Source organism: Pseudomonas sp. Sample_23, assembly GCF_004307595.1.
GTDB classification, from domain to species: domain Bacteria; phylum Pseudomonadota; class Gammaproteobacteria; order Pseudomonadales; family Pseudomonadaceae; genus Aquipseudomonas; species Aquipseudomonas atacamensis.
This window is the reverse complement of record NZ_RCNX01000009.1, coordinates 1-23,246: the sequence shown is the minus strand read 5'-3', so window position 1 is coordinate 23,246 and position 23,246 is coordinate 1. Positions and strand designations below refer to the sequence as shown.

Sequence of the window (23,246 nt, the reverse complement as noted above, 5' to 3'; positions counted from 1 at the left end):
CGCATCGTCACGGGCAACCGTTGACGATCGTGGTCCGGCGGCAACAGCGCCGGGCCATCAACAGAGAGCCGCGAGCACGCGGTTGTTTTCCGGCCGACCCTGTGTCGGCCGTTTCATGGGGAGTTCACAGTGAATCCGGTCAAAGTAGGCATCTGTGGGTTAGGGACCGTCGGTGGCGGTACCTTCAACGTACTTCAGCGCAACGCCGAGGAAATTGCTCGTCGTGCCGGGCGTGGAATCGAAGTGGCACAAATTGCCACGCGCACGCCAAAGCCTCAGTTCCAGACGACCGGTATTGCGATTACCAACGATGTCTTCGAAGTGGCCACGAACCCTGAGATCGACATCGTCATAGAGCTGATGGGCGGCTACACCGTTGCCCGCGAGCTGGTACTCAAGGCCATCGAGAATGGCAAGCATGTGGTCACCGCGAACAAGGCGCTGATAGCCGTTCACGGTAATGAGATTTTCGCCAAGGCACGCGAGAAAGGCGTGATCGTGGCATTCGAAGCGGCGGTGGCCGGTGGCATTCCGGTGATCAAGGCGATCCGCGAAGGCCTGTCCGCCAACCGCATCAACTGGGTTGCCGGGATCATCAACGGTACCGGCAACTTCATCCTCACCGAAATGCGCGAGAAGGGCCGTACGTTTGAAGACGTACTCGCCGAAGCGCAAGCGCTGGGTTACGCCGAAGCCGACCCGACCTTCGACGTCGAAGGCATCGATGCCGCGCACAAGCTGACCATTCTGGCGTCGATTGCCTTCGGCATTCCGCTGCAATTCGACAAGGCTTACACCGAAGGCATCACCAAACTGACCACCGCCGACGTCAACTACGCCGAAGCGCTGGGCTATCGCATCAAGCACCTCGGCGTGGCGCGCAGCACTGACGCCGGCATCGAGTTGCGCGTGCACCCGACGCTGATTCCGGCCGATCGCCTGATCGCCAACGTCAACGGCGTGATGAACGCAGTGATGGTCAACGGCGACGCCGCCGGTTCGACGCTGTTCTACGGTGCCGGCGCTGGCATGGAGCCGACCGCTTCCTCGGTGATCGCCGACCTGGTCGACGTGGTTCGCGCGATGACTTCCGACCCGGAAAACCGTGTGCCGCACCTGGCCTTCCAGCCGGACTCGCTGTCGGCGCATCCGATCCTGCCGATCGAAGCCTGCGAAAGCGCTTACTACCTGCGCATTCACGCCAAGGATCATCCGGGCGTACTGGCGCAGGTGGCGAGCATCCTGTCGGAGCGCGGCATCAATATCGAATCGATCATGCAGAAGGAAGTCGAAGAGCATGACGGCCTGGTGCCGATGATCCTGCTGACCCACCGCGTGGTCGAGCAGCGCATCAACGATGCGATCACCGCGCTGGAAGCACTGGCTGGCGTCGACGGCCCGGTTGTACGGATCCGTGTCGAACATTTGAACTAAAAGCAGCGGCAAGCTTCGAGCTGCAAGCGGCAAGAGAGAAGCAGTCTGGCTTTTACTTGCGACTTGCAGCTTGCAGCTTGCAGCTCAAACCGAAGGTTTGAAAAAAATGCGATATATCAGTACTCGCGGCCAGGCCCCGGCCCTGAATTTCGAAGAGGTCCTGCTGGCCGGTCTGGCGACCGACGGCGGTCTGTACGTCCCGGAAAACCTGCCACGTTTCACTCAGGAAGAAATCGCTTCCTGGGCCGGCCTGCCGTATCACGAACTGGCCTTCCGGGTGATGCGCCCGTTTGTCACCGGCAGCATTCCGGATGCCGATTTCAAGAAAATTCTCGAAGAAACCTACGGCGTGTTCGCGCACAGCGCCGTGGCGCCACTGCGTCAGTTGAACGGTAATGAATGGGTGCTTGAGCTGTTCCACGGCCCGACCCTGGCGTTCAAGGACTTCGCCCTGCAACTGCTCGGTCGCCTGCTCGATTACGTGCTGGAAAAGCGCGGCGAGCGCGTGGTGATTGTCGGTGCCACCTCTGGTGACACCGGTTCTGCGGCCATCGAAGGCTGCAAGCACTGCGAAAATGTCGACATCTTCATCCTGCACCCGCATCAGCGTGTATCGGAAGTGCAGCGTCGGCAGATGACGACGATCTTCGGCGAGAACATCCACAACATCGCCATCGAAGGCAACTTCGATGACTGCCAGGAAATGGTCAAGAACAGCTTCGCCGACCAGAGCTTCCTCAAAGGCACGCGTCTGGTGGCGGTGAACTCGATCAACTGGGCGCGGATCATGGCCCAGATCGTTTACTACTTCCATGCGTCCCTGCAGTTGGGCGGTCCGGCGCGTTCGGTGTCGTTCTCGGTACCGACCGGTAACTTCGGCGACATCTTCGCCGGTTACCTGGCGCGCAACATGGGCCTGCCGATCAACCAGTTGATCGTCGCGACCAACCGCAACGACATCCTGCACCGCTTCATGAGCGGCAACCAGTACGTCAAGGAAACCCTGCACGCAACGCTGTCGCCGTCGATGGACATCATGGTGTCGTCGAACTTCGAGCGCCTGCTGTTCGACCTGCACGGCCGTAACGGTGCGGCGATTGCCGGCCTGATGGACTCGTTCAAAAAGGACGGCAGTTTCAGCGTCGAGCAAGAGCGCTGGACCGAAGCACGCAAGCTGTTCGATTCCCTGGCGGTGGACGATGCGCAGACCTGCGAAACCATCGCCGACGTCTACGAGCAAACCGGTGAGGTGCTCGACCCGCACACTGCCATCGGTGTGAAAGCCGCGCGCGAATGCCGTCGCAGCCTGGATATCCCGATGGTCATTCTGGGTACTGCCCATCCGGTCAAGTTTCCTGAGGCAGTGGAGAAAGCGGGTGTAGGAAAAGCGCTCGAACTACCTGCACATCTTTCTGATTTGTTTGAGCGAAACGAGCGCTGCACGGTTCTGCCAAACGACCTGAAAGCCGTGCAAGCCTTTGTCAGCCAGCATGGCAACCGCGGCAAGCCACTCTAAGCCAGTAAAAGCTGTCACATTTTGAAGCCCGTCTCCTGACGGGCTTTTTTGTTTCTGCTGCCACACTGCTCGGGTTTTCACCCACGAAGGACGGGTGAGTCGATCACGAAGGAAATGGCAATGCTGTTTTACAGAGGTTTGAAACCGGCACTGGGCTGGTTGTTTTTGTTGGCGGTGCTGGGGTGGACACACAGCGGCATGGCAGCGCAAATGGCACTCGATCAGGCCAATGCGTCAGCCAGTGTCCAGGCTATCGAGCTGGATGCGCACGAGCAGCAATGGATACGTGACAACCCCAGAGTGACGGTGGCATCGGTGCAATATCCGTTGTACCTGTTTCAGGACGAACATGGCCAGTGGAGCGGTCTGAACAACGATGTGCTCAAGCGCGTCAGCGCAATGACCGGCCTGCAATTCGAGCACCAGGAATCGTTCTCTACCGACCATATGCTCGATCGCCTGCAAAGCGGAGTCGCGGACATCAGTACGACCTTGGCCATGAGTGATGATCGCAAGGCGTTTCTCGATTTCAGTCATGCTTTTGGAGGGGCAGGCTGGGTTTTTGTCGGACATGCCAATACCCCGCGGGTGGAGTCTTTCGAGCAACTGGCCAAGCGCGTTCTGGTGCTGCCCGCCCGTCATGCCCTGGAGGATGCGATTCGCCGCGATTATCCGTCGATTGAAATACGCTCGGTGAAAACCTACGCCGAAGCGCGGGCGCTGGTCGAGAGCGGTGAAGCCTACGCAACCATCGAAAACGAAATCGGCGCGCAGCTCTATCCGTTAGGCATGCTCAAGGTCGGTGCCCTGGTAGAGGGCAAGTGGGAAGCCGATCATCTGGCTGTACGAAAAGGCATGCCGCAACTACTGAGCATTCTCAACAAGGCGCTGGAAGCGTTCCCTGCGGCGGAGTTGCGGGCGATGCGTCTCAAGTGGCTGGCAGGCGTTTCGCCGCCGCCCGTGCCCTCCGTCTGGGAACGGCTGGTCGAGTGGGCATGTTGGGCGATGGGGGTAATCGGCGTTTTCGGAATGCTGTCGCTGGTGTGGAACAGACGCCTAGCGGCCGTGATCAAGTTGCGCTGCGCGGCGGAAAAGGAGTTGGGCGATCAACTGGCCTTTCAGCACGCCCTGATCGATTCGATGCCGGATCCGGTGTTTGTCCGTGATCTGCACGGGCGGTTGATCATCTGCAATCGCAGTTACGAGGAAGCGCTGTCGGTGCGCTTGGACCAGATGCAGGGGCGCCTGCTGATCGAAGTCGATGCGTTTCCGGAAACCACCGCGCGCATGCTCCACGATGAATTCATCGCCCAGTTGCAGACCCGCAAGTCGCGCTTCAGCAAACGACAGCTGCTGTTCAAGGGCGGGTCTCGCGAGGTTTATCAGTGGACCGTGCCGTTTTACAGCGGTGACGGTAAATTGCGCGGCCTGTTGGGTGGCTGGACCGATATCACTCAGCGCAGGACCGAGAGCGGGTGTCGCTGTCTGCAGTAAAGAAGGGAAATGTCCTGCAAGACGCGGCTACTTTTCTGATGGGAGGCTTAAGACGCCTGCCCTAGAGTGAACGACAACTGCGGTGAGAGTCCGCGATGATCGCTCCAGAGGTCGCCCATGCGCTCGCTTAAAGTCCTGATTCTTGAACCCAACCCGTTCCAGCTGATGGCATTGCATCAAATGCTCAATGCCATCGGCATCTACGATGTATTGACCGCGCCTTCGCTGGCGTCAGCCTTGAGTTCACTGGGGCATCGCGGCGCGGTCGATATCGCCATCTGCGATCCGCAGCTCAAGGGTGGCGATGGGCTGGCTTTGATTCATCACCTGGCGGCGCACCATGAGGCGCGTGCCCTGATTCTGCTGGGCTCGGTCGCGCAGAGTTTGATGAGTGATCTGGAGCCGCTGCTCCGCCAGCAACGCCTGCGCCTGCTGGGACGGCTGCAAACGCCGGTTTCGGCGGTGTTGATGAGAGGTCTGCTGGACAGTTATCTGATCACCCCGCAGGAGCTCATCGAGGCCTGAAACCGGCGAATATTTTTCTGTCATCTTCGCCGTGCATGCTCTGTCAGACGCGGACCCGCAAGGTCGGGACGCGACAGGCAGAACTTTCTTCTCGGGCCGGTGGTCATTTAATGTGAACACGCCCCAGGCACTGTGTTTTCGGACTATTGAGTGGAGATCGAGATGGAAAGTATCAGTCTATTGCTCGGTGAGGCTCTGAGCCCGTATCAGGTGACGCTGACCCCTCGCGGCAGCCATGGTGAATGTCTGGTGACGCTGAAGAACAGCAGCGGCGCCATTGTGGTGGAACGCGAATTCAATCAGGCCCAGTTGAGCGACAAGCGCTTGCTGACCGACGTGGTGGACGGCCTGCACCGTGACGTGATGATCGCCGAAGGGCGGCTGGAACCCTGCGTGATTGCGGCGTTGCGCAATGCAGCTCTGGATAAGCGTCCGGCCCTGTAAAGATGAAATATTTTTTGTGGGAACCTTCCCGCATCCCTGTCAGTCAGACCCCATAACAGCGAGATCAAGCATTGTGCTCCGGTGCTTGTCGCTTGCTGCTACGGGTCTCGAAGCAGACCCCGTTTAACCCCGAGTCGTCTCCCCACTTCTCGGGGTTTCTTTTGCCCGGCGTTTGCCCAGTGCGCGGCTTGTTGCTTGAAAAACCGAAGCGCCCGGCGCTGCTCAGATGGCCCCGTCTTCGCGCAGCCGAGCGATTTGCGCCGCGTCGTAGCCCAGATCGCCAAGCACCTGCGCATTGTGTTCGCCCAACTGCGGCCCGACCCATTCGGATGAACCTGGGGTTTCGGAAAGTTTCGGCACGATGCCGGGCATCTTGAAGTCCTTGCCGTCCGGCAGCTTGGCGTGCAGGAACATCTCTCGCGCCAGATATTGCGGATCGTTGAACATGTCCTCGGCGCTGAAGATCCGGCTGACCGGTACGTCGGCCTGATTGAGCAAGTCGAGAACAGTCTGCAGTGGTAAGGAATTGACCCAGCGATCAATCACGCCATACAACTCGTCCCGGCGACTGTCACGCCCGTCATTACTGGCCAGCAGTGGGTCGTTGGCAAGATCTTCGCGGCCAATCACGAGCATGAAGCGTTTGAAGATCGCATCACCATTGGCACCGATCTGCACATGCTTGCCGTCGGCGCTGGTGTGGATCGAAGAGGGCGTGATGCCCGGCATGATGTTGCCGCTGCGCTCGCGGATGAAACCGAACACGTCGAACTCCGGCACCATGCTTTCCATCATCGCGAAGATAGCTTCATACAGCGCAACGTCGACCACTTGGCCCAGCCCGCCATTGACCTCGCGATGACGCAGCGCCATCAGCGCACCGATCACGCCCCACAGCGCGGCAATCGAATCACCGATGGAAATCCCGGTACGCACCGGTGGCCGATCTTCGAAACCGGTGATGTACCGCAGGCCGCCCATGGATTCGCCGACCGCGCCGAAACCCGGCTGGTCCTTCATCGGCCCGGTCTGACCAAAACCGGACAGGCGCACCATCACCAGTTTCGGGTTCAGTGCGTGCAGGGTTTCCCAGCTCAGACCAAGTTTTTCCAGGACGCCGGGGCGGAAATTCTCGATGAGGATGTCGGCTTCGCCCAGCAGCTGGTTCAGGATCGCCAAACCGTCCGGGTGTTTCAGATTGAGGGTCAGCGACTTCTTGTTGCGCGCCTGGACGAACCACCACAACGAGGTGCCTTCGTACAATTTGCGCCACTTGCGCAGGGGATCGCCGCCGTCCGGCGACTCGATCTTGATCACCTCGGCGCCGAATTCGCCGCAAATGCGCGAGGCAAACGGCCCGGCGATCAGCGTACCCAATTCAATGACTTTTAGACCCGAGAGCGGTTTGCTGGTGAACGGCATGCGAAATCCTGTAGGACAAGGCTGAACGGATACAGGGTTTTAACATAGCCGGCTGTCAGACGCCGCAGCTGGATCGCCATCAATTCGATGATTGCCTGTGGCATCGGTTAGACTTGCCGACTTTCCTCGTATCAAGAAGCCCGTTCATGGCCCAGCCGTCCACTACCTACAAATTCGAACTGAACCTCACCGACCTCGACCGCAGCGTCTACGAAAGCGTCAAGCAGACCATCGCCCGTCATCCTTCGGAGACCGAAGAACGCATGACTGTGCGGCTGCTGGCCTACGCGCTCTGGTACAACGAGCAGCTGTCGTTCGGCCGTGGTCTGTCAGACGTGGATGAACCGGCCTTGTGGGAAAAGAGCCTGGACGACCGTGTCCTGCACTGGATCGAAGTCGGCCAGCCGGATGCCGATCGCCTGACCTGGTGCTCGCGCCGCACCGAACGCACCAGCCTGCTGGCCTACGGCAGCCTGCGTGTCTGGGAAACCAAGGTGATCCCGGCGATCAAGAACCTGAAAAACGTCAACATCGCCGCCGTCCCGCAGGAAGTGCTGGAGACCCTGGCCAAGGACATGCCGCGCGTCATCAAGTGGGACGTGATGATCAGCGAAGGCACGATCTTCGTCACCGACGACCGCGGTCAGCACGAAGTCCAGTTGCAATGGCTGCAAGGTGAGCGCGGCTGAGGTCGCGAGATCGCTGATATTTCCCACGAATCAAAGAGAAGCCTCCGTCGCCCCATGCGTATCGAACCTCGTCAATTGCCTGCCACGTTGCCTTTCCTCGGTGATCTGCCGCCACTGCTGACTCGCCTGTACGCGGCGCGGGGCGTGCAGTCGGAGGCGGAGCTGGACAAAAGTCTGGCGCGCTTGATCCCGTTCCAGCAGCTCAAAGGCATCGATGCGGCGGTTGACCTGCTGGTGACGGCATTGGAGCAACGCCAGCGCATTTTGATCGTCGGCGACTTCGATGCGGACGGCGCCACCGCCAGCACCGTCGGTGTGCTCGGCCTGCGCCTGCTGGGCGCTGCGCATGTCGATTATCTGGTGCCGAACCGTTTCGAATACGGCTATGGCCTGACGCCGGAAATCGTCGAAGTCGCGCTGACCCGTGAACCGCAACTATTGATCACCGTCGATAACGGCATCTCCAGCGTCGAAGGCGTCGCGGCGGCCAAGCGCGCCGGACTGAAGGTATTGATCACCGACCACCACTTGCCCGGCGATGAACTGCCGCAGGCCGATGCGCTGGTCAATCCGAACCAGCCGGGCTGCGAGTTTCCGAGCAAAGCGCTGGCCGGCGTCGGGGTGATTTTTTATGTGTTGATGGCCTTGCGCGCACGCCTGCGCAGCCTTGGCTGGTACGAGAGCAAACCGCAACCGAACATCGGCGAACTGCTCGATCTGGTGGCGCTGGGCAGCGTCGCCGACGTGGTGCCGCTGGATGCCAACAACCGCATTCTCGTGCATCAAGGGCTGGAGCGGATTCGTGCCGGCCGGGCGCGGCCGGGGATCAAGGCGATTCTCGAAGTCGCCAAGCGAGAGGCTGCGCGGATCACTTCCACCGACTTGGGTTTTATTGTCGGCCCTCGCCTGAACGCCGCCGGGCGTCTGGACGACATGAGCCTGGGCATCGAATGCCTGCTCACCGCCGACGCCAATCTGGCGCGGGAAATGGCTGCGCAACTGGACGGCATGAACCAGGATCGCAAATCCATCGAGCAGGGCATGCAGCGTGAAGCGCTGGCGCAGCTCAAGGATCTGCCGGTCGAGTCGATGCCGTTCGGTCTGTGCCTGTTCGATCCGGAGTGGCATCAGGGCGTGATCGGCATCCTCGCCTCGCGGATGAAAGAGCGCTATTTCCGCCCGACCATTGCCTTCGCCGATGCCGGTGATGGTCTGCTCAAGGGCTCCGGTCGCTCGGTGCAGGGCTTCCATATTCGCGATGCGCTGAGCGTGGTCGCGGCGCAGCATCCGAACCTGATCGCCAAGTACGGTGGCCACGCGATGGCCGCTGGTCTGACCTTGCCGCAGGAGAATTTTCCGCTGTTCGCCGAGGCATTCGACGCTGAAGTACGTAGGCAACTTCGCGAAGAAGACCTCACTGGGCGAATGTTGTCGGACGGCACGCTGGCCGTCGAAGAGTTCCACCTCGAACTGGCCCGCGCCTTGCGCCACGCCGGGCCATGGGGTCAGCACTTTCCGGAGCCGCTGTTTCATGGCGTGTTCCAGTTGGTCGAGCAGCGCGTGGTTGGCGAACGGCATTTGAAAGTGGTGCTGAAAAGCGAATGCGGTTCGGTGAAGCTCGATGGCATCGCGTTTGGCATTGATCGCGATGTGTGGCCGAACCCGACGATTCAATGGGTTGAACTGGCTTACAAGCTCGACGTCAACGAGTTTCGTGGCAACGAGACTGTGCAGTTGATGATTGCTCATATCGAACCGCGTTAAGCCATTCGCGAGCAGGCTCGCTCCCACAGGTACGGTGCTGCCTTGTGGGAGCGAGCCTGCTCGCGAAAGCGTCCTTTCACACACTGAATTACTCTGAACCCTCCGTCATCTCCGGTTGTCGACTAGGCTCTAAGCACTGCTTGATTGGCCTTGTGACGTCTTGTCGAATTCTTGCCCGCGGGGGCGGGTGCTACACCCTTTTTCTGTCACTCGTCGACTTTTCAAACAGAACCCTGGAGCCTGCCCACTGATTCGAGAGGTGCCCCATGAGTCTGCTGCTTGAACCCTTTACCCTGCGCCAACTGACCCTGCCCAACCGCATCGCCGTGTCGCCGATGTGCCAGTACTCCAGCGTCGACGGCCTGGCCAACGACTGGCACCTGGTGCACCTGGGCAGCCGCGCGGTGGGCGGTGCCGGTCTGGTTTTCACCGAAGCCACGGCGGTGACCGCCGACGGGCGCATCACCGCCGAAGACCTTGGCCTCTGGAACGACGAACAGATCGAACCGCTGCAACGCATCACTCGTTTCATCACCGCCCAGGGCGCGGTCGCCGGCATTCAGCTGGCCCACGCCGGGCGCAAGGCCAGCACCCACCGGCCGTGGATCGGCAAGCATGGCAGCGTCAAACCCGAGGATGGCGGCTGGACCCCGGTCGGGCCATCGCCGATTGCTTTCGATCCGCAACACACTCAACCGAAGCAGCTGGATGAGGGGCAGATCGCCGAAGTGATCCAGGCCTTTGTCGACGCGGCCAAGCGCGCGCTGACGGCGGGGTTCAGCGTGGTCGAGGTGCATGCCGCGCATGGCTATCTGCTGCATCAGTTTCTCTCGCCGCTGAGCAATCAACGCCGCGATCAGTACGGTGGTTCGTTCGAGAATCGTATCCGTCTGGTGCTGCAAGTCACTGAAGCGGTGAGGGCGGTATGGCCAGAGGAATTGCCGGTGTTTGTCCGCGTCTCGGCGACTGATTGGGTCGAAGACGGCTGGAATCCGGATGAGACCGTGGAACTGGCGCGTCGCCTTCACACGCTGGGCGCCGATCTCATTGACGTGTCTTCAGGAGGGACAGCTGCAAACGCGGAAATTCCGGTCGGGCCGGGTTATCAGACGCGCTTTGCCGAGCGGGTACGCAAAGAGTCAGGCATCGCCACCGGTACTGTCGGAATGATTACCGAGCCTGCCCAGGCTGAGCACATTCTGCGCACCTGTCAGGCCGATATCATTTTCCTCGCCCGAGAGCTGCTGCGCGATCCGTACTGGCCGCTGCATGCCGACGATGATCTGGGCGGACGCAAAGCAGTGTGGCCCGCGCAGTATCAGCGCGCGACCCATCGGGATCAGCCGATTCATGAATCGGATTTGCGCGATTGATTGAAGGCTGGAAAGCAAAAGCCCCGAACCAGTGATGGCCGGGGCTTTTCTATTCGGCAGAAGTTTGCGTTATCCAGGCGGGCCTCTTCGCGAGCAGGCTCGCTCCCACATTAGGAATGCGGACCCCTGTGGGAGCGAGCCTGCTCGCGAATGACGCCAGAACCGCCGCCTTAGAACCTCAAGGGTATTTACGCTTGTCCGGCGCCGGCGGGAAGTACTGGTACAACCAGGTTTCGCTCAGCGTGCGGTCGTTGGTGCGAATGAACAGGCGCAGTTCCACTGGCTCGACACTGTCATTGGTCGGATACCAGTCGAACAGGATCCGATAACCCTTGATGTCATCCAGCACCAGCACGCTGAAGTCCTGCACCTTGCCGTTGGAACAGGTAATCACCGGCTCGATCCCGGTGCCCTGTGGCAGGCGCTCAAGGCCGCCACCGGTGAAGTCCACCGCAAAGCGCCGCGCCCAGACTGGCGGGTAATGCTCACCCGGCGCCCAACCTTCGGTGAAGCCGCCCATGCCCGAACGCGTCGCGTGCACCCGTGCCAGTGGCGTGCCGACCGGTGGCAGGGCGCTCCAGTACAGCTTGTACCCGTAGTTCAGCGAATCACCGGCAGCCACGGGTTTCTTCGGCGTCCAGAACGCGACGATGTTATCCAGCGTCTCGCCGGTTGTAGGAATTTCCAGCAGATCAATAGAGCCTTCGCCCCAGGCGGTTGTCGGTTCTACCCACAGGCTCGGGCGCTTGCTGTACCAGTCGACGGTGTCCTGATAGTTGGCGAATTCGTGGTCGGTCTGCACCAGGCCAAAACCTTTCGGGTCCTTGTCGGCAAATGCGTTGAATTGCAGCGTCGCCGGGTTGTTCAACGGACGGCAGATCCACTCGCCATTGCCGCGCCACATGGCCAGACGGTCGGAGTCGTGAATCTGCGGGTGAATGGTGTCGCACATGCGCCGTTCGTGGGTGCCGCAGCTGAACATGCTCGTCATTGGCGCAACGCCCAACTGTTCGATAGTGGTGCGTGCGTTGATGTGCGCGTCGATTTCCATCACCACGCGCTCGGCCTGGCAATCGATGTCGAAGCGATAGGCGCCGGTCGCGCTCGGCGAGTCGAGCAGGGCGTAGACCACAAAACGCGTGGCGTTCTTGTCCGGCGTCTCGAACCAGAACTTGGTGAAGTCGGGAAACTCTTCGCGCTTCTTCGCGTAGGTATCAATGGCCAGGCCGCGCGCGGAGAGGCCATATTGGCCAGTAGCATCGACCGCACGGAAATAGCTGGCGCCGAGAAACGACACCACATCATGCCGATCCAGCTCCGGTGCCTTGAACAGTTTGAAGCCGGCAAAACCCAGATCGCCCTTGAGCTGCTGGGTGTCGACCGAAGTGTTCTCGTAATTGAACAGCGCCGGGCGGAAATGCACCTCGCGCGCCATGCGCGTCTTCGGATCAACGCTGTACATGCGCACCGGCTGACGGAAACCCATGCCGACGTGGAAAAACTGCACGTCCAGCTGACCTTTGTTTTCCTTCCACAAGGAATGCTCGCCGTCGTAGCGGATCGCGTTGAAATTCTGCGGAGTCATGGTCGCCAGGGTTGGCGGCAACACCTGTTTCGTATCCTGATAGGCATTGCCGGCGAGCTGCTTGGCCTGGCGCTTCAACGCCTCGAAATCGAAAGCCTGGGCCTCGCCATCGGCGGCGCCACCATTGGCCGCCCAGGCGCGAGCGGCCAACAGACCCGACGCGGAAAGACCGGTATAGGCCGCAATGGCCATGGACGCTTTGAGCAAATTCCTGCGGTGCATAAATACAACCTGTCGTGTGCAATCCCGCGCCGTTCCTGGCACGTATCGGATCGGAAATTACGGTTCGGTCATGCCTTCGGCCAAACGCAACGGACTATAAACAGATGCCCGCTAGCTTAATCGGTTCGATTGTCGGGCAAAAACGCTTGTTTGCGTTGCGCCATCTGGCAATGAAACAAGACATGTCTGTAATTTTTCTGACAGGGCCCTCTGATTTAGAGGGCATATCTGCTTTTTTCGATTAATTACTCTAAAAACCACTTTTCAACGCCGATTTAATTCCTATTCTATGAGCAAGACCGGATACAAGCCTTCGTGCCGGCGGGGCACACGACGCTGCTCGAAGAGGCAGGGCGATGTGAGGTTCAGCAGTTTCTTGACTCAATAGAGAAGGACATCGTCCATGGCAAAAATACAAGGCATCACCGAAATGTTGGGCATCTTCCCTTGCTTGGGCGGCGGGCGCAGAAGACGCCGTCTCAATTCCGAGGAATTGAAACTGGTGGAACGTTATCGAGAGCTATCGGAAAGCGACCGGATCGCCATGCGCTATCTGGTGGATGCGATGCGGAGTGTTTCGCGGTTTTAAAGAGGAGGGGAGAAGGGGGCAGGTCGAAAGGCCCGCCCCTTTTCATTGGGTAACGCTCGGAACGAGCCCTTTTGAGTGGCGAGCAACATCTCGAAGCACACTCGCGGGGCGGGTCCGGGCACTTTCGAACTAGGCTGAGGGCCTTAGATCCGGATAACCCTTGTTTGGAGACGGAACATGAACACCCGTGGATTGCTCGATCAACTGCTCAAGTCCGGGCAGGAAATGCTGCAGAACAAGGACGGCGGCGCTTCCAGCAAATCGGCTGCCAGCGGACTTGGCGGCTTGCTCGGTGGCTCGTCTGGCTCCAGCGGCCTCGGCGGTCTGCTCTCCGGCGCGGGTGGCGGCGCATTGGCCGCAGGCGCGATGGGCCTGCTGCTCGGCAATAAAAAGGTCCGCAAGGTCGGCGGCAAAGTCGCCCTCTACGGCGGCCTCGCCGCGCTGGGCGTACTGGCTTACAAGGCCTACGGCAACTACAACGCCCAAAAAGGCAGCGCACCACAACGCGAACCGCAAACCCTCGACCGCCTGCCACCCGCGCAAGTCGAGGAGCACAGCCAGGCCATCCTCAAAGCCCTGGTCGCCGCCGCCAAAGCCGACGGCCACATCGACGAGCGCGAGCGCGAACTGATCGAGGGCGAATTCACAAAGCTCGACAACGATCAGGAACTGCAACACTGGCTCCACGCCGAACTCAACAAACCCCTCGACCCCACCGACGTCGCCCGCGCGGCGAGCACGCCGGAAATGGCGGCGGAGATGTACATCGCCAGTGTGATGCTGGTGGATGAGGAGAATTTTATGGAGAAGAGCTATCTGGATGAACTGGCACGGCAGTTGAAATTGGAGCCGGGGTTGAAGGTGGAGTTGGAGAGGCAGGTGCGGTTGGCCGGGGCGGATAGCGTGTAATCGTAGTGGCGATCGCCGGGCATCAGCAGGCGGTTGCCCTTTTACGTTAGCTAGACTTTCTGCGTTTCAGTAGTTTCCGTAACGGCGTTGAATCGACCTTTGTCCCGATGGCGGACATTGCTCTTGCGGCTGGCTCTGCATATTTTTGGTACTAGCCGCGTAATAGAGCTGGCAAATAGATCACTAGCAATCGGTGATTAGCGCACTGACTTCGTCGCCAGATCGGTGTTATTCAACAGTCGACCGTTGAGGTATGAGTCGGCGGGCCTGCCGTCGAGCAAGTTTCCTTCTGCTAGAAGTATTTGAATGGATATGTGTCTCCCGTGATTATTATTGAATCTTTTTCTGTATATACGTTGTTGATGTTGTTGATAACCAGCTGTAGGTTGGTTGGGTTTTGAAAAAGATGATAGAAGAGTTCGAAGTAAAGATAATCTTCGATCAAACTTGCTGCTAGGTTTGAATGGATGTTCAGAAGTTCATTGAAAGTCGGGTAATCAACTGTCGCAAGCTCGGGGATGTCCGCATAGCCTTGCACGGTATCGTCAATCCTGCATTCCGAAATAAACGTATCTGCAATAATTTCGAACTTTCTTGGAAAGTCTCCGGGTTTGATTTGCAGTATGTAGGGCTGAGTCTTGATCGTGACCGCCTCTCCGAATCCCAAGCTTCTATAAGATACGGTACTTGGATTGACTGCGTTGCCCGAGCACTTAAATATCATGGTTTTGCTTTCGCTGTTATAGGTTTGGTTGTCGAGATTTTTTTACCGAAAGAAAACTCCCTTGTACTACAGGTCTGAGGCTTTTCCCAAATTAATTGCATCGGCATCGGCATCGGCATCGGCTGCGCTGCTTTAGCGTAGTGGGTTGCTCTAACAAATTTTGTCATCGATTGGCAGCGCCGCTACACCCTATGGCTTAGCCAATGTCAGGTCCACTGCTTTCCCCATACTCCTAATATGTAAAGCCTGCATCAGATTTGTTTAACTTTATGCAGCGTGTGATCTAAGATTTTGTCAAGGTCGCTCCAGGTTTTGGCGGTGTCGGTGTATATCGGAGATTCCCAATCTCGATCTGCAATTAATGAAATTCTAAAGGCACCATTTTTGTCAAATTCAGGATACCATCCGATGTCTAATATTTGTTCGTTTGGGAATGCTGCCTGTAAGAGATCCTCTTTCAGGTTCTCTGAGATGAGTGCTATGTCGTAATCGATTAGGTTGGATAGTTCGTCGAAAATTACTTTTCCGCCGAGACGTATTATTTTTTCAAATTTCATGTTTTTTTGCTTTTAATTGCGAGTAAGAAAAGGGGACAGATTTATATTCAGTTTGAAGAAAGAAAACTGTCCTCTTTTACTCAGTCCCTTTTGCTCAGAAGACAAAGCGACCACATGATCGCTCTGTCTTCAGAGATGAATTAGACCTCCTGCCGCCAAGCGGAAAACGTGATCACTGTGCCGGCTTCTTTTCTATTGGTGATTTCTACTTTATAGGTACCACCATTGATGCGGCCTTCAACGAGCGCTTTGCGCTCGTTGCCGCTGACTTCGGCGTCCTTTGCATGTTGCTGATAGAAGTCGATAACATCCGCGTATTCGGTAAAAGTCCTGAGAATGACCTCATATTCATGCTGAGGGCGTCCGGCTATTTTGTCCCAGTCACCGTCAATTGACGTGCCCTCCATACCCGGTGTCGTAAAGACACCGTGAGCGCCGGCGCCAATCAAGTGAGCTCGCTGCGGAAGCAACGGCAGCATCGCTTTTGGAAAATCGGACGGTAATTGAGCCGCAGTCCAAGCTCCCTGTTTCGGCTGAGTCACGATGTACTCAACGTGGGCAATCTTCTGCGCAGCGGCTCGGCGTTCTGGATCGTCACTCTCCGCCCACAGCGCCATCATAGGAGGCAGTTGCTTACTCCAAGTGATCAAAGCGTCGGCGTCACCCTCACTAGCGCCTTCTGGCTGGAAAATGGTCAGCACGGTTTCCGGAGCATCGTTACAAGTCAATGGCTCGTCACGAGACTTGACGGAGCAATGGCCATTGACCAGTCCTACGGCGAGCAACTGCCCCTTGTCGTCCAGCAGCAATGCGCCGCGCTCGAATCCGTTGTTACCGTCGTCCATGGCGGTGATCATTTTTCTGCCGGGAGGCACTCCATCAACAAACGTCGCCATTTCCGAATCGAGCGCTTCAAGAACCTGCTGCACGATCATCGTATTGTCATTGGTGTAGCTTCCGGTTTGGTAGCCAAGAAAATCAACGAGTGCAGAGCGAACCGCCGGGTCTTGGTTGAGCTTGTGAGCCCGTTCTGGACTGGCTTCGTTTGTAAGCAACAAGACAGTTGTGCCGTCGGGATGTTGTTCGGATCGTAGTGACAGCGCGCTTGCGCTTAGGGAGAAGGTAAAGGCTAGAAGCAAGGAGAGAGTGCGGCTCAAGTGTTTCAAGATAACAGTCCTTTGATTATTTAATCCGTGAGAGTGGTCGCAGAGATTTGATCTGGTGATTATGCGTTGAGCATAAGTTTTCTGTTTTTCATTATTCTTGAATGGAGAGTTTAAGTTGACAGTCGCCTTGAAGGTTTCAGTGACGTGTTTTTCACGCATATCAGGCGGCCCAGCAGATTTCTTCGTACAGCTAATCATTCAAGGCTTCCAGAATTCAATTCCCTCCACATGACGCTCTATGTCATTCATGTGAATCCTCACCAGGAATTGGGGCAAATTTTTTGCTGATGATTTTTTGATCTTGGATTGGTCGCTGAGTGACGTATCATCGTTAATGAGCTCGGTTGAAGTTTTTGATATTCTTTAACCGGTTTGTCGCTATAGTAACTTCCCATTTTTTATAGAGAAATCAAGGTAAATTCAATGTTTGCGAGTGCTTTCAGAGTATCTTCGATGATGAGTGTGAATATCCTGTTTTTATATTTGTTTTCTCTGATTGAATGGCGCAAATGGGGGCGGATTTATTTCAATAGAAAATCGATTTTCCCTATTTTTCTGCTATGTGTCATGTTTAAGTGGTCGCACTAAAATTGATTTCGCCCTCGCTGCTTATGCAACCTATCAAACTAAACTGCTCGGAGAAAAAATAGGTGTGTTGCGGTATTTCAGAAAATGTCATTATTATTTTTTTAAGATCGGCGGTGTGGAATCTATAAGCATTCTCTGTGAGCGAGTCGCCGATAAAGGTAATCTCAGTTATTTTGAGATCTTTTGCTTTTTCTGAAATTTCTTCAATGGCTTTGTTTATAGTGTTTTTTGAATGCGATGTGCTGTTGGGAAGTGAGCTCCAAGCGATTTTTGATCCAATAAACGGAAAATTTCTATTGATATGTGAGACGGCGTTGTCATGTGCATCATTGTCAAGTTTCATGTAGTTAATGCTGGATTCTAACAATTCTTTCTCAAGTTCTTCGTCGAAGTAGCTCATTTTTTAAATGCCTTTAGTAATTTTAATACGGTTTTTTCGCTTGCATTGAAAAGGTAATGTGGTGCTGGCTTTTTTCCTGACCAAACGTTTATATGTGCGCCGCTTCTTTCATCATATTCGATTCGATAGCCAGTCTTGCCGTCAGCGGTTTGCATGCCTACAACCTTCCCGGCATTCGTACCAAACTTCCCAATGGTTGGCTTTTCTGCTTTGAATCCATTGCTTTCAAGCCATTCAAGTGCCTTATTGCGAGCTTGCTCGAAATGCTCAAAATTAAGTGTCTCGCCAACCTCGGGCGGGGTCGTTTTTTGCGGAGGCTTTTTCGGAGTGGCACCGTTTGTCTGTTTACACACCAGCCCCAACGGATCCACCCACCCCGTAGGGTTAGGCACGTATTGGTAGCTATTCAAACCACCCGCAAGCTTGATCGGATCAGGCGTCAAGAACCGTCCAGTTCCCGGATTGTAGTAGCGGTGGCGGTTGTAATGTAAGCCTGTCTCGGCGTCGAAATACTGACCCTGGAAGCGCAACGGGTTATCAATTTCGCTGACATCCAGCGCCGCGAGGTTGCCGTAGGCGCGGTATTTTGCCGACCACATGATTTCGCCGCTGTAGTCGGTGAGTTCCTGCGGTGTGCCGAGGTGGTCGAGTTGGTAATAGAACGGGGCCGCTTTTAGCGGGCCTTCGCCGTCGAGCATCGCCAACGGGCGGAAGCTGCCCGGCTCGTAGATGTAGCTGCGATAGCGATTTTCTGCGCTTTCGGCGATCAATCGCTCGCCTTGCCAGAGGAATTCAGTGGTGTGGCCGTCGACGGTTTTTTCGAAGCGGCGACCGAAGGCGTCGTATTTGTAGGTTGCAGTGCTGCCACCCGGCAGGCTGACGCCGATCAGGCGGTGTTGGCAGTCGTAGCGGTATTCGGTGACGAGCTTTTGGCCGGTTCCGCGACGCTCGCGGATCAAGTTGCCGTAGGCGTCGTAATCGTAATGGCGGTCGCCTTGCATCAGTAGGCGGTTGCCTTTGACGTTTGCGAGGTTCGCAACGGGCAGGTCATTTTGTCCGAGGAGGTTGCCTGCCGGGTCGTGAGCGAAGCTCTCTGGCATGGCGCCGCGTACGCTGATCAGTCGGTCGAGTGGATCGTAGTGATAGCTGCGGTTGCCTTTGCGGCTGTCGTTAATACCGGCGAGGTTGCCGTTGGCATCGTAGTTGTAGCGACGCTGGAACAGGTGCTTGTCCCGTTGGCTGACGCTGTGGGCCTTTAGTCGGCCCTGTTCATCGTATTGGTATTGGCTAAGCAGCAAGCCTTGTTGGCGTTGTTGCTCGCGACCGGCGTTGAACTGGTGGCTGGTCAGGCGAGAGCCGTTGAGGTCGATGCTGTTCAGCCGTCCACCGGACAAATGACGGTAATCGAGCGTGCAGCCATCGGGCAGACGGCAGTGGCTGAGCTGACCGACTTTGTCGTAAGCGTAACGCGTGGTGCCCCAGCCCTGATGTTCGGTGATCAAGCGATCTTGCACGTCGTATTCATAAGCGAGCGGCCAATGGCCGTCGTCGACGTTTACCAGGCGACCGAGTGCGTCGTAGCTGTAATGAATCTCTTCGCCATCGGGCAGCGTCTTGACCAGCAAACGGCCTGCGGCATCGCGCTGGTATTCGGTAACCAGTTCACTACCGTCGTCACCGAACTCGGTTTTCTTCAGCAGTTGGCCGTTGAGGTCGTACTCATACGCGGTGCGTCGACCATCGAAACCGGTTTCCTGCTGGATCAGGCCGTTCGGGTAGTAATCGAGTTGGTAGCGTTCGCCGCGCTCGTTTTCGATCTCGGTGAGGTTGAGTTGCGAGTTGTCGTAGCGGTAGCGCAGTTGGCTGCCGTCGGGGTTGATGCGGCGGCTGACCAGATGCAGGTTGTCGGCGTATTCGTAGCGGGTGATCCGGCCGAGCTCGTCGCGTTCGGCGATGACGCGGCCATACGGGTTGTAGGTAAACGCACGTGTGGCGCCGCCGGGCAGGGTGACCTGAGTGAGGCGGTCGACGGCGTCCCATTGATATTGGGTGATCGCGCCGAATTCGTCCTGGCGAGTGATTTGCCGGCCGAGGGCATCGTAGCGGTATTTTCGTTGACCGCCGTCCGGCAGGCGTTCTTCCAGCAATTGGCCGAGGTTGTTCCAGCCCAGTTGATGACGACTGCCGTCGGGGTGGCGGATCTCAAGCAAGCGTCCCTGACGGTCATAGCTGTAGAAGGTCTCGTTGCCGTCAGGATCGGTTTGTTGGGTAATATCGCCCTGGCGGTTGCGTTCGTATTTCCAGCGGGCCTTGCCGCGCTGGACATCAATAAGTTGACCGTTGAAGTAGTTGTAACGCGTCGGAACACCTTCCGGGGGGATCACCGCAATCAAGCGTCCGGCATCGCTGTACTGATACTCGGTGATCGCTCCCATCGGGTCTTTAACGGCGATCAATCGGCCGTTATCGTCATAAGCGTTCTGCGTCTCACCACCGTCGGGTGCGGTCTCACTGACCAGGCGTGCATTTTCGTCATGCACATAGACCAGCTCACTGCCGTCAGCGTTATGAACAATGACCGAGCCTTTATCATCCCACTCGTAACGTGCTTCCATCTGCGCGTAATTGGCCCAATGACGTACGCATCGGGACAGCTTGCCTTCACGCTCCCACTCCCAGAAGAAGCTAGCCCCTCCGGCCATTTGTCGCTCAAGGATGACGTGCTGATCGTTGTAGCGGTAATGCTCGGTTTCGCCCATCGCATTGGTGGAAGAAACCAGTTGATTGAGTGCGTTGTATCGGTAGGTGACGAGGGTATGAATCGTCAGCCATGGGTCTTGGCGTTCGCCGCGTTCATTGTATTCGGGGCGTTGTTGCTGTTGGTCGACAGCAACGATGTGTCTGTCTTCGTAGCGCAGAAAAAGGGCGCGCCCTGCGCCGTTATCTATGCGCTGGATACGATCAACGAAGTCATAACTGATGTGCAGACGATTTTCGTACGCATCGCTGATCGCGGTCAGTCGACCGGCACGGAAATGGTAAAAGCGTGTTTTTGCCCCGGCCTGGGTCAAAATGAGTTCGCCGGGTTCATTGCCTAGATAAATTGCTGCCTGAGCCAGACTGTTAGTGATGGCCGGCCGCTGTTCCGTGGGCATCGGGAAACGGGTTTGCCGGTTCTCGTTGTCCGTCCACAGCACACCCTCATCGTCGATCTGCAAGCGATGAGACAGTGAATGACTCCAGCCATAGCCGAGGCGGCTATCAATTTCGACTGCACTGCTTCGGTATAGGCGTGTCCACTCAAAAGGCAGCAGGCCACCCAGTTCCCCATCGGTGAGCGTCAGTAACTCTTCACCGGTCACCATCGATACTGGTTCGCCGTCTGAGCATGTGTCGTCGACGCATTGTGCTGGTTTTTTCGCTGGGTTCTTCGGCTGTTCGGGGGCGTTGTCGACGGCCTCTACCTGCTCGATCCGTGAGGCTGGCTCATCTTTTTTACGGGTTTGAATCTGCGCATCGGATTCCGCTTTTCCGCCAGTGATCGGTGGCTTGCTCTTCGGAGCTGTCGCGGTTTCGGCAGGTTTGGGAGCGGCGATCTAAACATCCGCTTTGCGTGCCGGATTGAATTTCGAATCACCATTGAGTAGCAACGGCTTCGATGCTTCGGTATGGGGCGTCGCTTTGGACTTGCTGACTTTCATCAACATGCCGGTGAAGTCTTCAATCAGCTTTATGACTTTGCCGCTGCTTTGTACCCCTTTGACGGCTTTTGTACCCACGCGTACGGCCAAGCCAAGACCACCAGTCAAGACAACGCCGATCAAAATGTTGAGCAGGAACTCTGTCGACATTTGCGCCAGCACTTCGGTACAAGTCTGCGGCGGCAGCATTTTCACCCAGGCCACGATGGCCGCGACGTATATCCACATCAACGGCTCATCGCTCGCGATCAATAAAGCAGTGTGAATAGCGTCGGCAGAGGCGTCGTAAATTTTCTTGATCTGTTCTTCAGTGAAAAAGTTTTTCAGCTTCTCGTAGTTTTCGCGAGGATGGGCGATGAGGTCGTAGAGACTTTTGATATCGCCCCACAATCCCATAATCGCTTTCATGAACCCTTCCCAAGCCGCTTCCAGCTCCTGCAAGGCGCGACCTCCAAGGGAGGCATCGGTGTGAGCTTGCCAGAGCGGGAGGAAGCTGGTGCTCCATTCGGTTTGTAGCCAGCCGCCCAACTCGCCGATCACGCCTTGGTAGGAATTGAACAAACTGTCGATCTGGGCACGCGTAGGATTCGGGAAGAAGGTGATTTTGTACTGCTGATTGGGAGTAAGGCCTGAGACTTCAAGAATCCCTGATGCGTCAATGGTTTTATTGATGGTCGGGCCAACTTCGTTTTTGCCGATGAAGCGGGCATTGACGACCGGTGTCAGTTGAACTGGCGTATTGCCGATCGGCACAAAGCGCGCGGACTCGAAACTATGGATCAGCACCAGCTTGCCGTTCGCAGGACAGTTGGCATAAAGGGTATTTTCCTTCTTGCTGTCCTTGTCAGCCGTGCCAACTTCGTCACCGACTTTGAATTGCTGCTCCGCATCCAGAATGCCGCCGTACCAGGCTTCGGCATGCTCGCGGTAATCCTTCAGGCACTTCTTGAAGTCGTTGATGATGGCCTGAGCATCGGGTTGTTTTGCTGTGAGACCGCCAACGATCCCGCCCATTAAAACGCTCATACCACCACCTCTTTTTCCAGATAGGCCTTCAACAGCCCGGTAAAGTTTTCTTCCGTGAGTGGCGTGCGTTTAACAAAGCGCGCCACTTTTTGTTTCAGGTTCGATTCGGGAAAGGAGAAATACAGATCGGCGTGTTCCTCCTGCAACCACTGCATCATGTTGCCGATAACGGTTGATGGATTTTCTGCCATCAATTCTTCCAACAACCCCTTCGGCACCTCCCACCACGGCCAGTCCTTGACCTTCGGCACCACCCGCGTGCCCACTTCCAGCGCCTGCCCATTGATCAGATACCGCTCAAACACCGGCAGCACTTCACCAGCCTTCTCCCCAAGCCCCCGCAAAATCGGATGAATATGCCGCCCATCCCAAAACCGGAAAAACACCTCGGTGCCATCCGGCATTTTCACCTGCGTCAGGCTGCGCAGATGCTCGAACACTTCGTTCGGTTCTGAACGCGATACCGCCAGCCAGCCCCAGTCGAGGGCGTCGGTTTCGGCGATCCATGGCAGGAAGGCGGAGTTGGCTTTGAGTTCGGTGAGGTAGGGCATCACCGGTTGCCAGGTGGAGTAGGGCGTGCCGCCCCAGATCGGGATGAGCTGGGCGGTGGGTTCGGTGAGGTACAGGGTTTTCAGGGCGTCGGCATCGCTGGCGGCGCTGACGATCAGGTACAGGCGCTCGCCGCTTTGCAGCGGCTGTTGCGCCAGCCAGTCCTTGGGGGAGATTGGTTCAGATGGCACAGGCACCTGCCTTGCATTTTTCGCATTCTTCACAGAACGGCGCGTTACGTTTTAGGGTGTTGATTTGCGCCGGGGTCAGGACCTGGCCAGCCTTGTCGGCATCCGCCTGTTTCAGCACGCCGGGCATCAATGGCGCGGCGCCCGTACCAACGCCGGGGCTGCCGCCGGAATTCATGTTGATCACCGGCCCGCTCATGGTCACGCCGCCGGCGTCGATCTTGATGAAGCTGCCGCCGCCGACCAGGGTCAGCTCCGCACCCGCTTCCATCACCACTTTCATGCCGCTGCTCAGGTGGATTTCCTGGCCGGCGTCGATGAACTGACCGGTGCCGATCTTGATGTGCTGGTTGACGCCGACGGTGAGGTGGTCGTTGGCGC

Annotated in this window: 18 protein-coding genes and 1 pseudogene; 10 read left to right on the top strand and 9 right to left on the bottom strand. The window is 57.0% G+C overall.

From position 1 onward, the window contains the following. Positions 1-129 precede the first annotated feature (129 nt). The 5 genes from D8U82_RS01605 (at position 130) to D8U82_RS01585 (ending at position 5,413) form a co-directional block, all read left to right on the top strand. Positions 130-1,434 (top strand): homoserine dehydrogenase, encoded by a 1,305-nt coding sequence (locus tag D8U82_RS01605; RefSeq protein ID WP_024011722.1) that lies wholly within the window; start codon positions 130-132, stop codon positions 1,432-1,434. 106 nt (positions 1,435-1,540) lie between these two features. Then, positions 1,541-2,950 (top strand): threonine synthase, encoded by a 1,410-nt coding sequence (gene thrC, locus D8U82_RS01600; protein WP_024011723.1) that lies wholly within the window; start codon positions 1,541-1,543, stop codon positions 2,948-2,950. A gap of 120 nt (positions 2,951-3,070) precedes the next feature. Then, a complete protein-coding gene (locus D8U82_RS01595; protein ID WP_122706120.1) occupies positions 3,071-4,444 on the top strand; it encodes a transporter substrate-binding domain-containing protein in 1,374 nt (457 codons plus the stop codon). 117 nt (positions 4,445-4,561) lie between these two features. Continuing rightward, positions 4,562-4,969 carry a response regulator gene (locus D8U82_RS01590; protein ID WP_016771531.1) on the top strand — a complete coding sequence of 136 codons (408 nt, stop codon included), beginning with the start codon at positions 4,562-4,564 and terminating at the stop codon, positions 4,967-4,969. 162 nt (positions 4,970-5,131) lie between these two features. Further along, positions 5,132-5,413: a DUF3509 domain-containing protein gene (locus tag D8U82_RS01585; protein WP_016771530.1), complete on the top strand. Its 282-nt coding sequence runs from the start codon at positions 5,132-5,134 to the stop codon at positions 5,411-5,413. Between the two features lie 222 nt (positions 5,414-5,635). Here the strand turns inward: D8U82_RS01585 and D8U82_RS01580 are convergent, their stop codons facing one another. Continuing rightward, a complete protein-coding gene (locus D8U82_RS01580) occupies positions 5,636-6,835 on the bottom strand; it encodes a CaiB/BaiF CoA-transferase family protein (protein ID WP_130901534.1) in 1,200 nt (399 codons plus the stop codon). A gap of 146 nt (positions 6,836-6,981) precedes the next feature. Between D8U82_RS01580 and D8U82_RS01575 the strand changes: the two genes are divergently transcribed. From D8U82_RS01575 to D8U82_RS01565, 3 genes are all read left to right on the top strand, one after another. Beyond that, the gene (locus D8U82_RS01575; RefSeq protein ID WP_007908961.1) at positions 6,982-7,524 is read left to right on the top strand and encodes a YaeQ family protein; all 543 of its coding nucleotides are present in this window, start codon (positions 6,982-6,984) and stop codon (positions 7,522-7,524) included. A 54-nt stretch (positions 7,525-7,578) separates the two neighbouring features. Further along, on the top strand, positions 7,579-9,288 hold the full coding sequence (gene recJ, locus D8U82_RS01570) for a single-stranded-DNA-specific exonuclease RecJ (RefSeq protein ID WP_016771527.1): 1,710 nt from the start codon (positions 7,579-7,581) through the stop codon (positions 9,286-9,288). Positions 9,289-9,554: 266 nt separating this feature from the next. After that, on the top strand, positions 9,555-10,661 hold the full coding sequence (locus D8U82_RS01565) for an NADH:flavin oxidoreductase/NADH oxidase (RefSeq protein ID WP_039759093.1): 1,107 nt from the start codon (positions 9,555-9,557) through the stop codon (positions 10,659-10,661). A 178-nt stretch (positions 10,662-10,839) separates the two neighbouring features. Here D8U82_RS01565 and D8U82_RS01560 read toward each other — a convergent pair whose 3' ends face one another. Further along, positions 10,840-12,468, bottom strand: a complete 1,629-nt coding sequence (locus tag D8U82_RS01560; RefSeq protein ID WP_071174494.1) for a glucan biosynthesis protein D — start codon at positions 12,466-12,468, stop codon at positions 10,840-10,842. A gap of 403 nt (positions 12,469-12,871) precedes the next feature. Between D8U82_RS01560 and D8U82_RS01555 the strand changes: the two genes are divergently transcribed. Both D8U82_RS01555 and D8U82_RS01550 read left to right on the top strand, forming a co-directional pair. Then, positions 12,872-13,057, top strand: coding sequence for a hypothetical protein (locus D8U82_RS01555; RefSeq protein ID WP_016771524.1), 186 nt, complete (start codon positions 12,872-12,874; stop codon positions 13,055-13,057). Between the two features lie 177 nt (positions 13,058-13,234). Continuing rightward, positions 13,235-13,966 carry a tellurite resistance TerB family protein gene (locus D8U82_RS01550; protein ID WP_130888421.1) on the top strand — a complete coding sequence of 244 codons (732 nt, stop codon included), beginning with the start codon at positions 13,235-13,237 and terminating at the stop codon, positions 13,964-13,966. Between the two features lie 975 nt (positions 13,967-14,941). Here D8U82_RS01550 and D8U82_RS01540 read toward each other — a convergent pair. The 7 genes and pseudogenes from D8U82_RS01540 to D8U82_RS01515 form a co-directional block, all read right to left on the bottom strand. After that, positions 14,942-15,247 carry a hypothetical protein gene (locus D8U82_RS01540; protein WP_125927647.1) on the bottom strand — a complete coding sequence of 102 codons (306 nt, stop codon included), beginning with the start codon at positions 15,245-15,247 and terminating at the stop codon, positions 14,942-14,944. A gap of 140 nt (positions 15,248-15,387) precedes the next feature. Further along, complete coding sequence (locus D8U82_RS01535) at positions 15,388-16,611, bottom strand: hypothetical protein (protein ID WP_232245492.1); 1,224 nt, start codon at positions 16,609-16,611, stop codon at positions 15,388-15,390. A 373-nt stretch (positions 16,612-16,984) separates the two neighbouring features. Then, positions 16,985-17,401, bottom strand: a complete 417-nt coding sequence (locus D8U82_RS01530; protein ID WP_122700361.1) for a hypothetical protein — start codon at positions 17,399-17,401, stop codon at positions 16,985-16,987. Continuing rightward, entirely contained in the window at positions 17,398-20,763 is a 3,366-nt protein-coding gene (locus tag D8U82_RS01525; RefSeq protein ID WP_241668033.1) for an RHS repeat-associated core domain-containing protein, read from the bottom strand. Before D8U82_RS01525 ends, D8U82_RS01530 begins: the two co-directional genes overlap by 4 nt. 234 nt (positions 20,764-20,997) lie before the next feature. Next, positions 20,998-22,128: a hypothetical protein gene (locus D8U82_RS28350; RefSeq protein ID WP_241668030.1), complete on the bottom strand. Its 1,131-nt coding sequence runs from the start codon at positions 22,126-22,128 to the stop codon at positions 20,998-21,000. Further along, positions 22,125-22,868, bottom strand: a complete 744-nt coding sequence (locus D8U82_RS01520; RefSeq protein WP_130901551.1) for a DUF4123 domain-containing protein — start codon at positions 22,866-22,868, stop codon at positions 22,125-22,127. The genes D8U82_RS28350 and D8U82_RS01520 overlap by 4 nt, the downstream gene beginning before the upstream one ends. Further along, positions 22,858-23,246: pseudogene (locus D8U82_RS01515) on the bottom strand (DUF2345 domain-containing protein); the annotation flags it as partial. The pseudogene D8U82_RS01515 and the gene D8U82_RS01520, both read right to left, overlap by 11 nt.

Bases quoted from the DNA above. Each gene is read 5' to 3' on its own strand.
- D8U82_RS01540 (WP_125927647.1), bottom strand. From the start codon at position 15,247: ATGAAATTTGAAAAAATAATACGTCTCGGCGGAAAAGTAATTTTCGAC.
- D8U82_RS01550 (WP_130888421.1), top strand. From the start codon at position 13,235: ATGAACACCCGTGGATTGCTCGATCAACTGCTCAAGTCCGGGCAGGAA.
- D8U82_RS01580 (WP_130901534.1), bottom strand. From the start codon at position 6,835: ATGCCGTTCACCAGCAAACCGCTCTCGGGTCTAAAAGTCATTGAATTG.
- D8U82_RS01590 (WP_016771531.1), top strand. From the start codon at position 4,562: ATGCGCTCGCTTAAAGTCCTGATTCTTGAACCCAACCCGTTCCAGCTG.
- D8U82_RS01560 (WP_071174494.1), bottom strand. From the start codon at position 12,468: ATGCACCGCAGGAATTTGCTCAAAGCGTCCATGGCCATTGCGGCCTAT.
- D8U82_RS01575 (WP_007908961.1), top strand. From the start codon at position 6,982: ATGGCCCAGCCGTCCACTACCTACAAATTCGAACTGAACCTCACCGAC.
- recJ (WP_016771527.1), top strand. From the start codon at position 7,579: ATGCGTATCGAACCTCGTCAATTGCCTGCCACGTTGCCTTTCCTCGGT.
- D8U82_RS28350 (WP_241668030.1), bottom strand. From the start codon at position 22,128: ATGAGCGTTTTAATGGGCGGGATCGTTGGCGGTCTCACAGCAAAACAA.
- D8U82_RS01565 (WP_039759093.1), top strand. From the start codon at position 9,555: ATGAGTCTGCTGCTTGAACCCTTTACCCTGCGCCAACTGACCCTGCCC.
- D8U82_RS01555 (WP_016771524.1), top strand. From the start codon at position 12,872: ATGGCAAAAATACAAGGCATCACCGAAATGTTGGGCATCTTCCCTTGC.
- D8U82_RS01595 (WP_122706120.1), top strand. From the start codon at position 3,071: ATGCTGTTTTACAGAGGTTTGAAACCGGCACTGGGCTGGTTGTTTTTG.
- D8U82_RS01585 (WP_016771530.1), top strand. From the start codon at position 5,132: ATGGAAAGTATCAGTCTATTGCTCGGTGAGGCTCTGAGCCCGTATCAG.
- D8U82_RS01535 (WP_232245492.1), bottom strand. From the start codon at position 16,611: ATGATTAGCTGTACGAAGAAATCTGCTGGGCCGCCTGATATGCGTGAA.
- D8U82_RS01530 (WP_122700361.1), bottom strand. From the start codon at position 17,401: ATGAGCTACTTCGACGAAGAACTTGAGAAAGAATTGTTAGAATCCAGC.
- thrC (WP_024011723.1), top strand. From the start codon at position 1,541: ATGCGATATATCAGTACTCGCGGCCAGGCCCCGGCCCTGAATTTCGAA.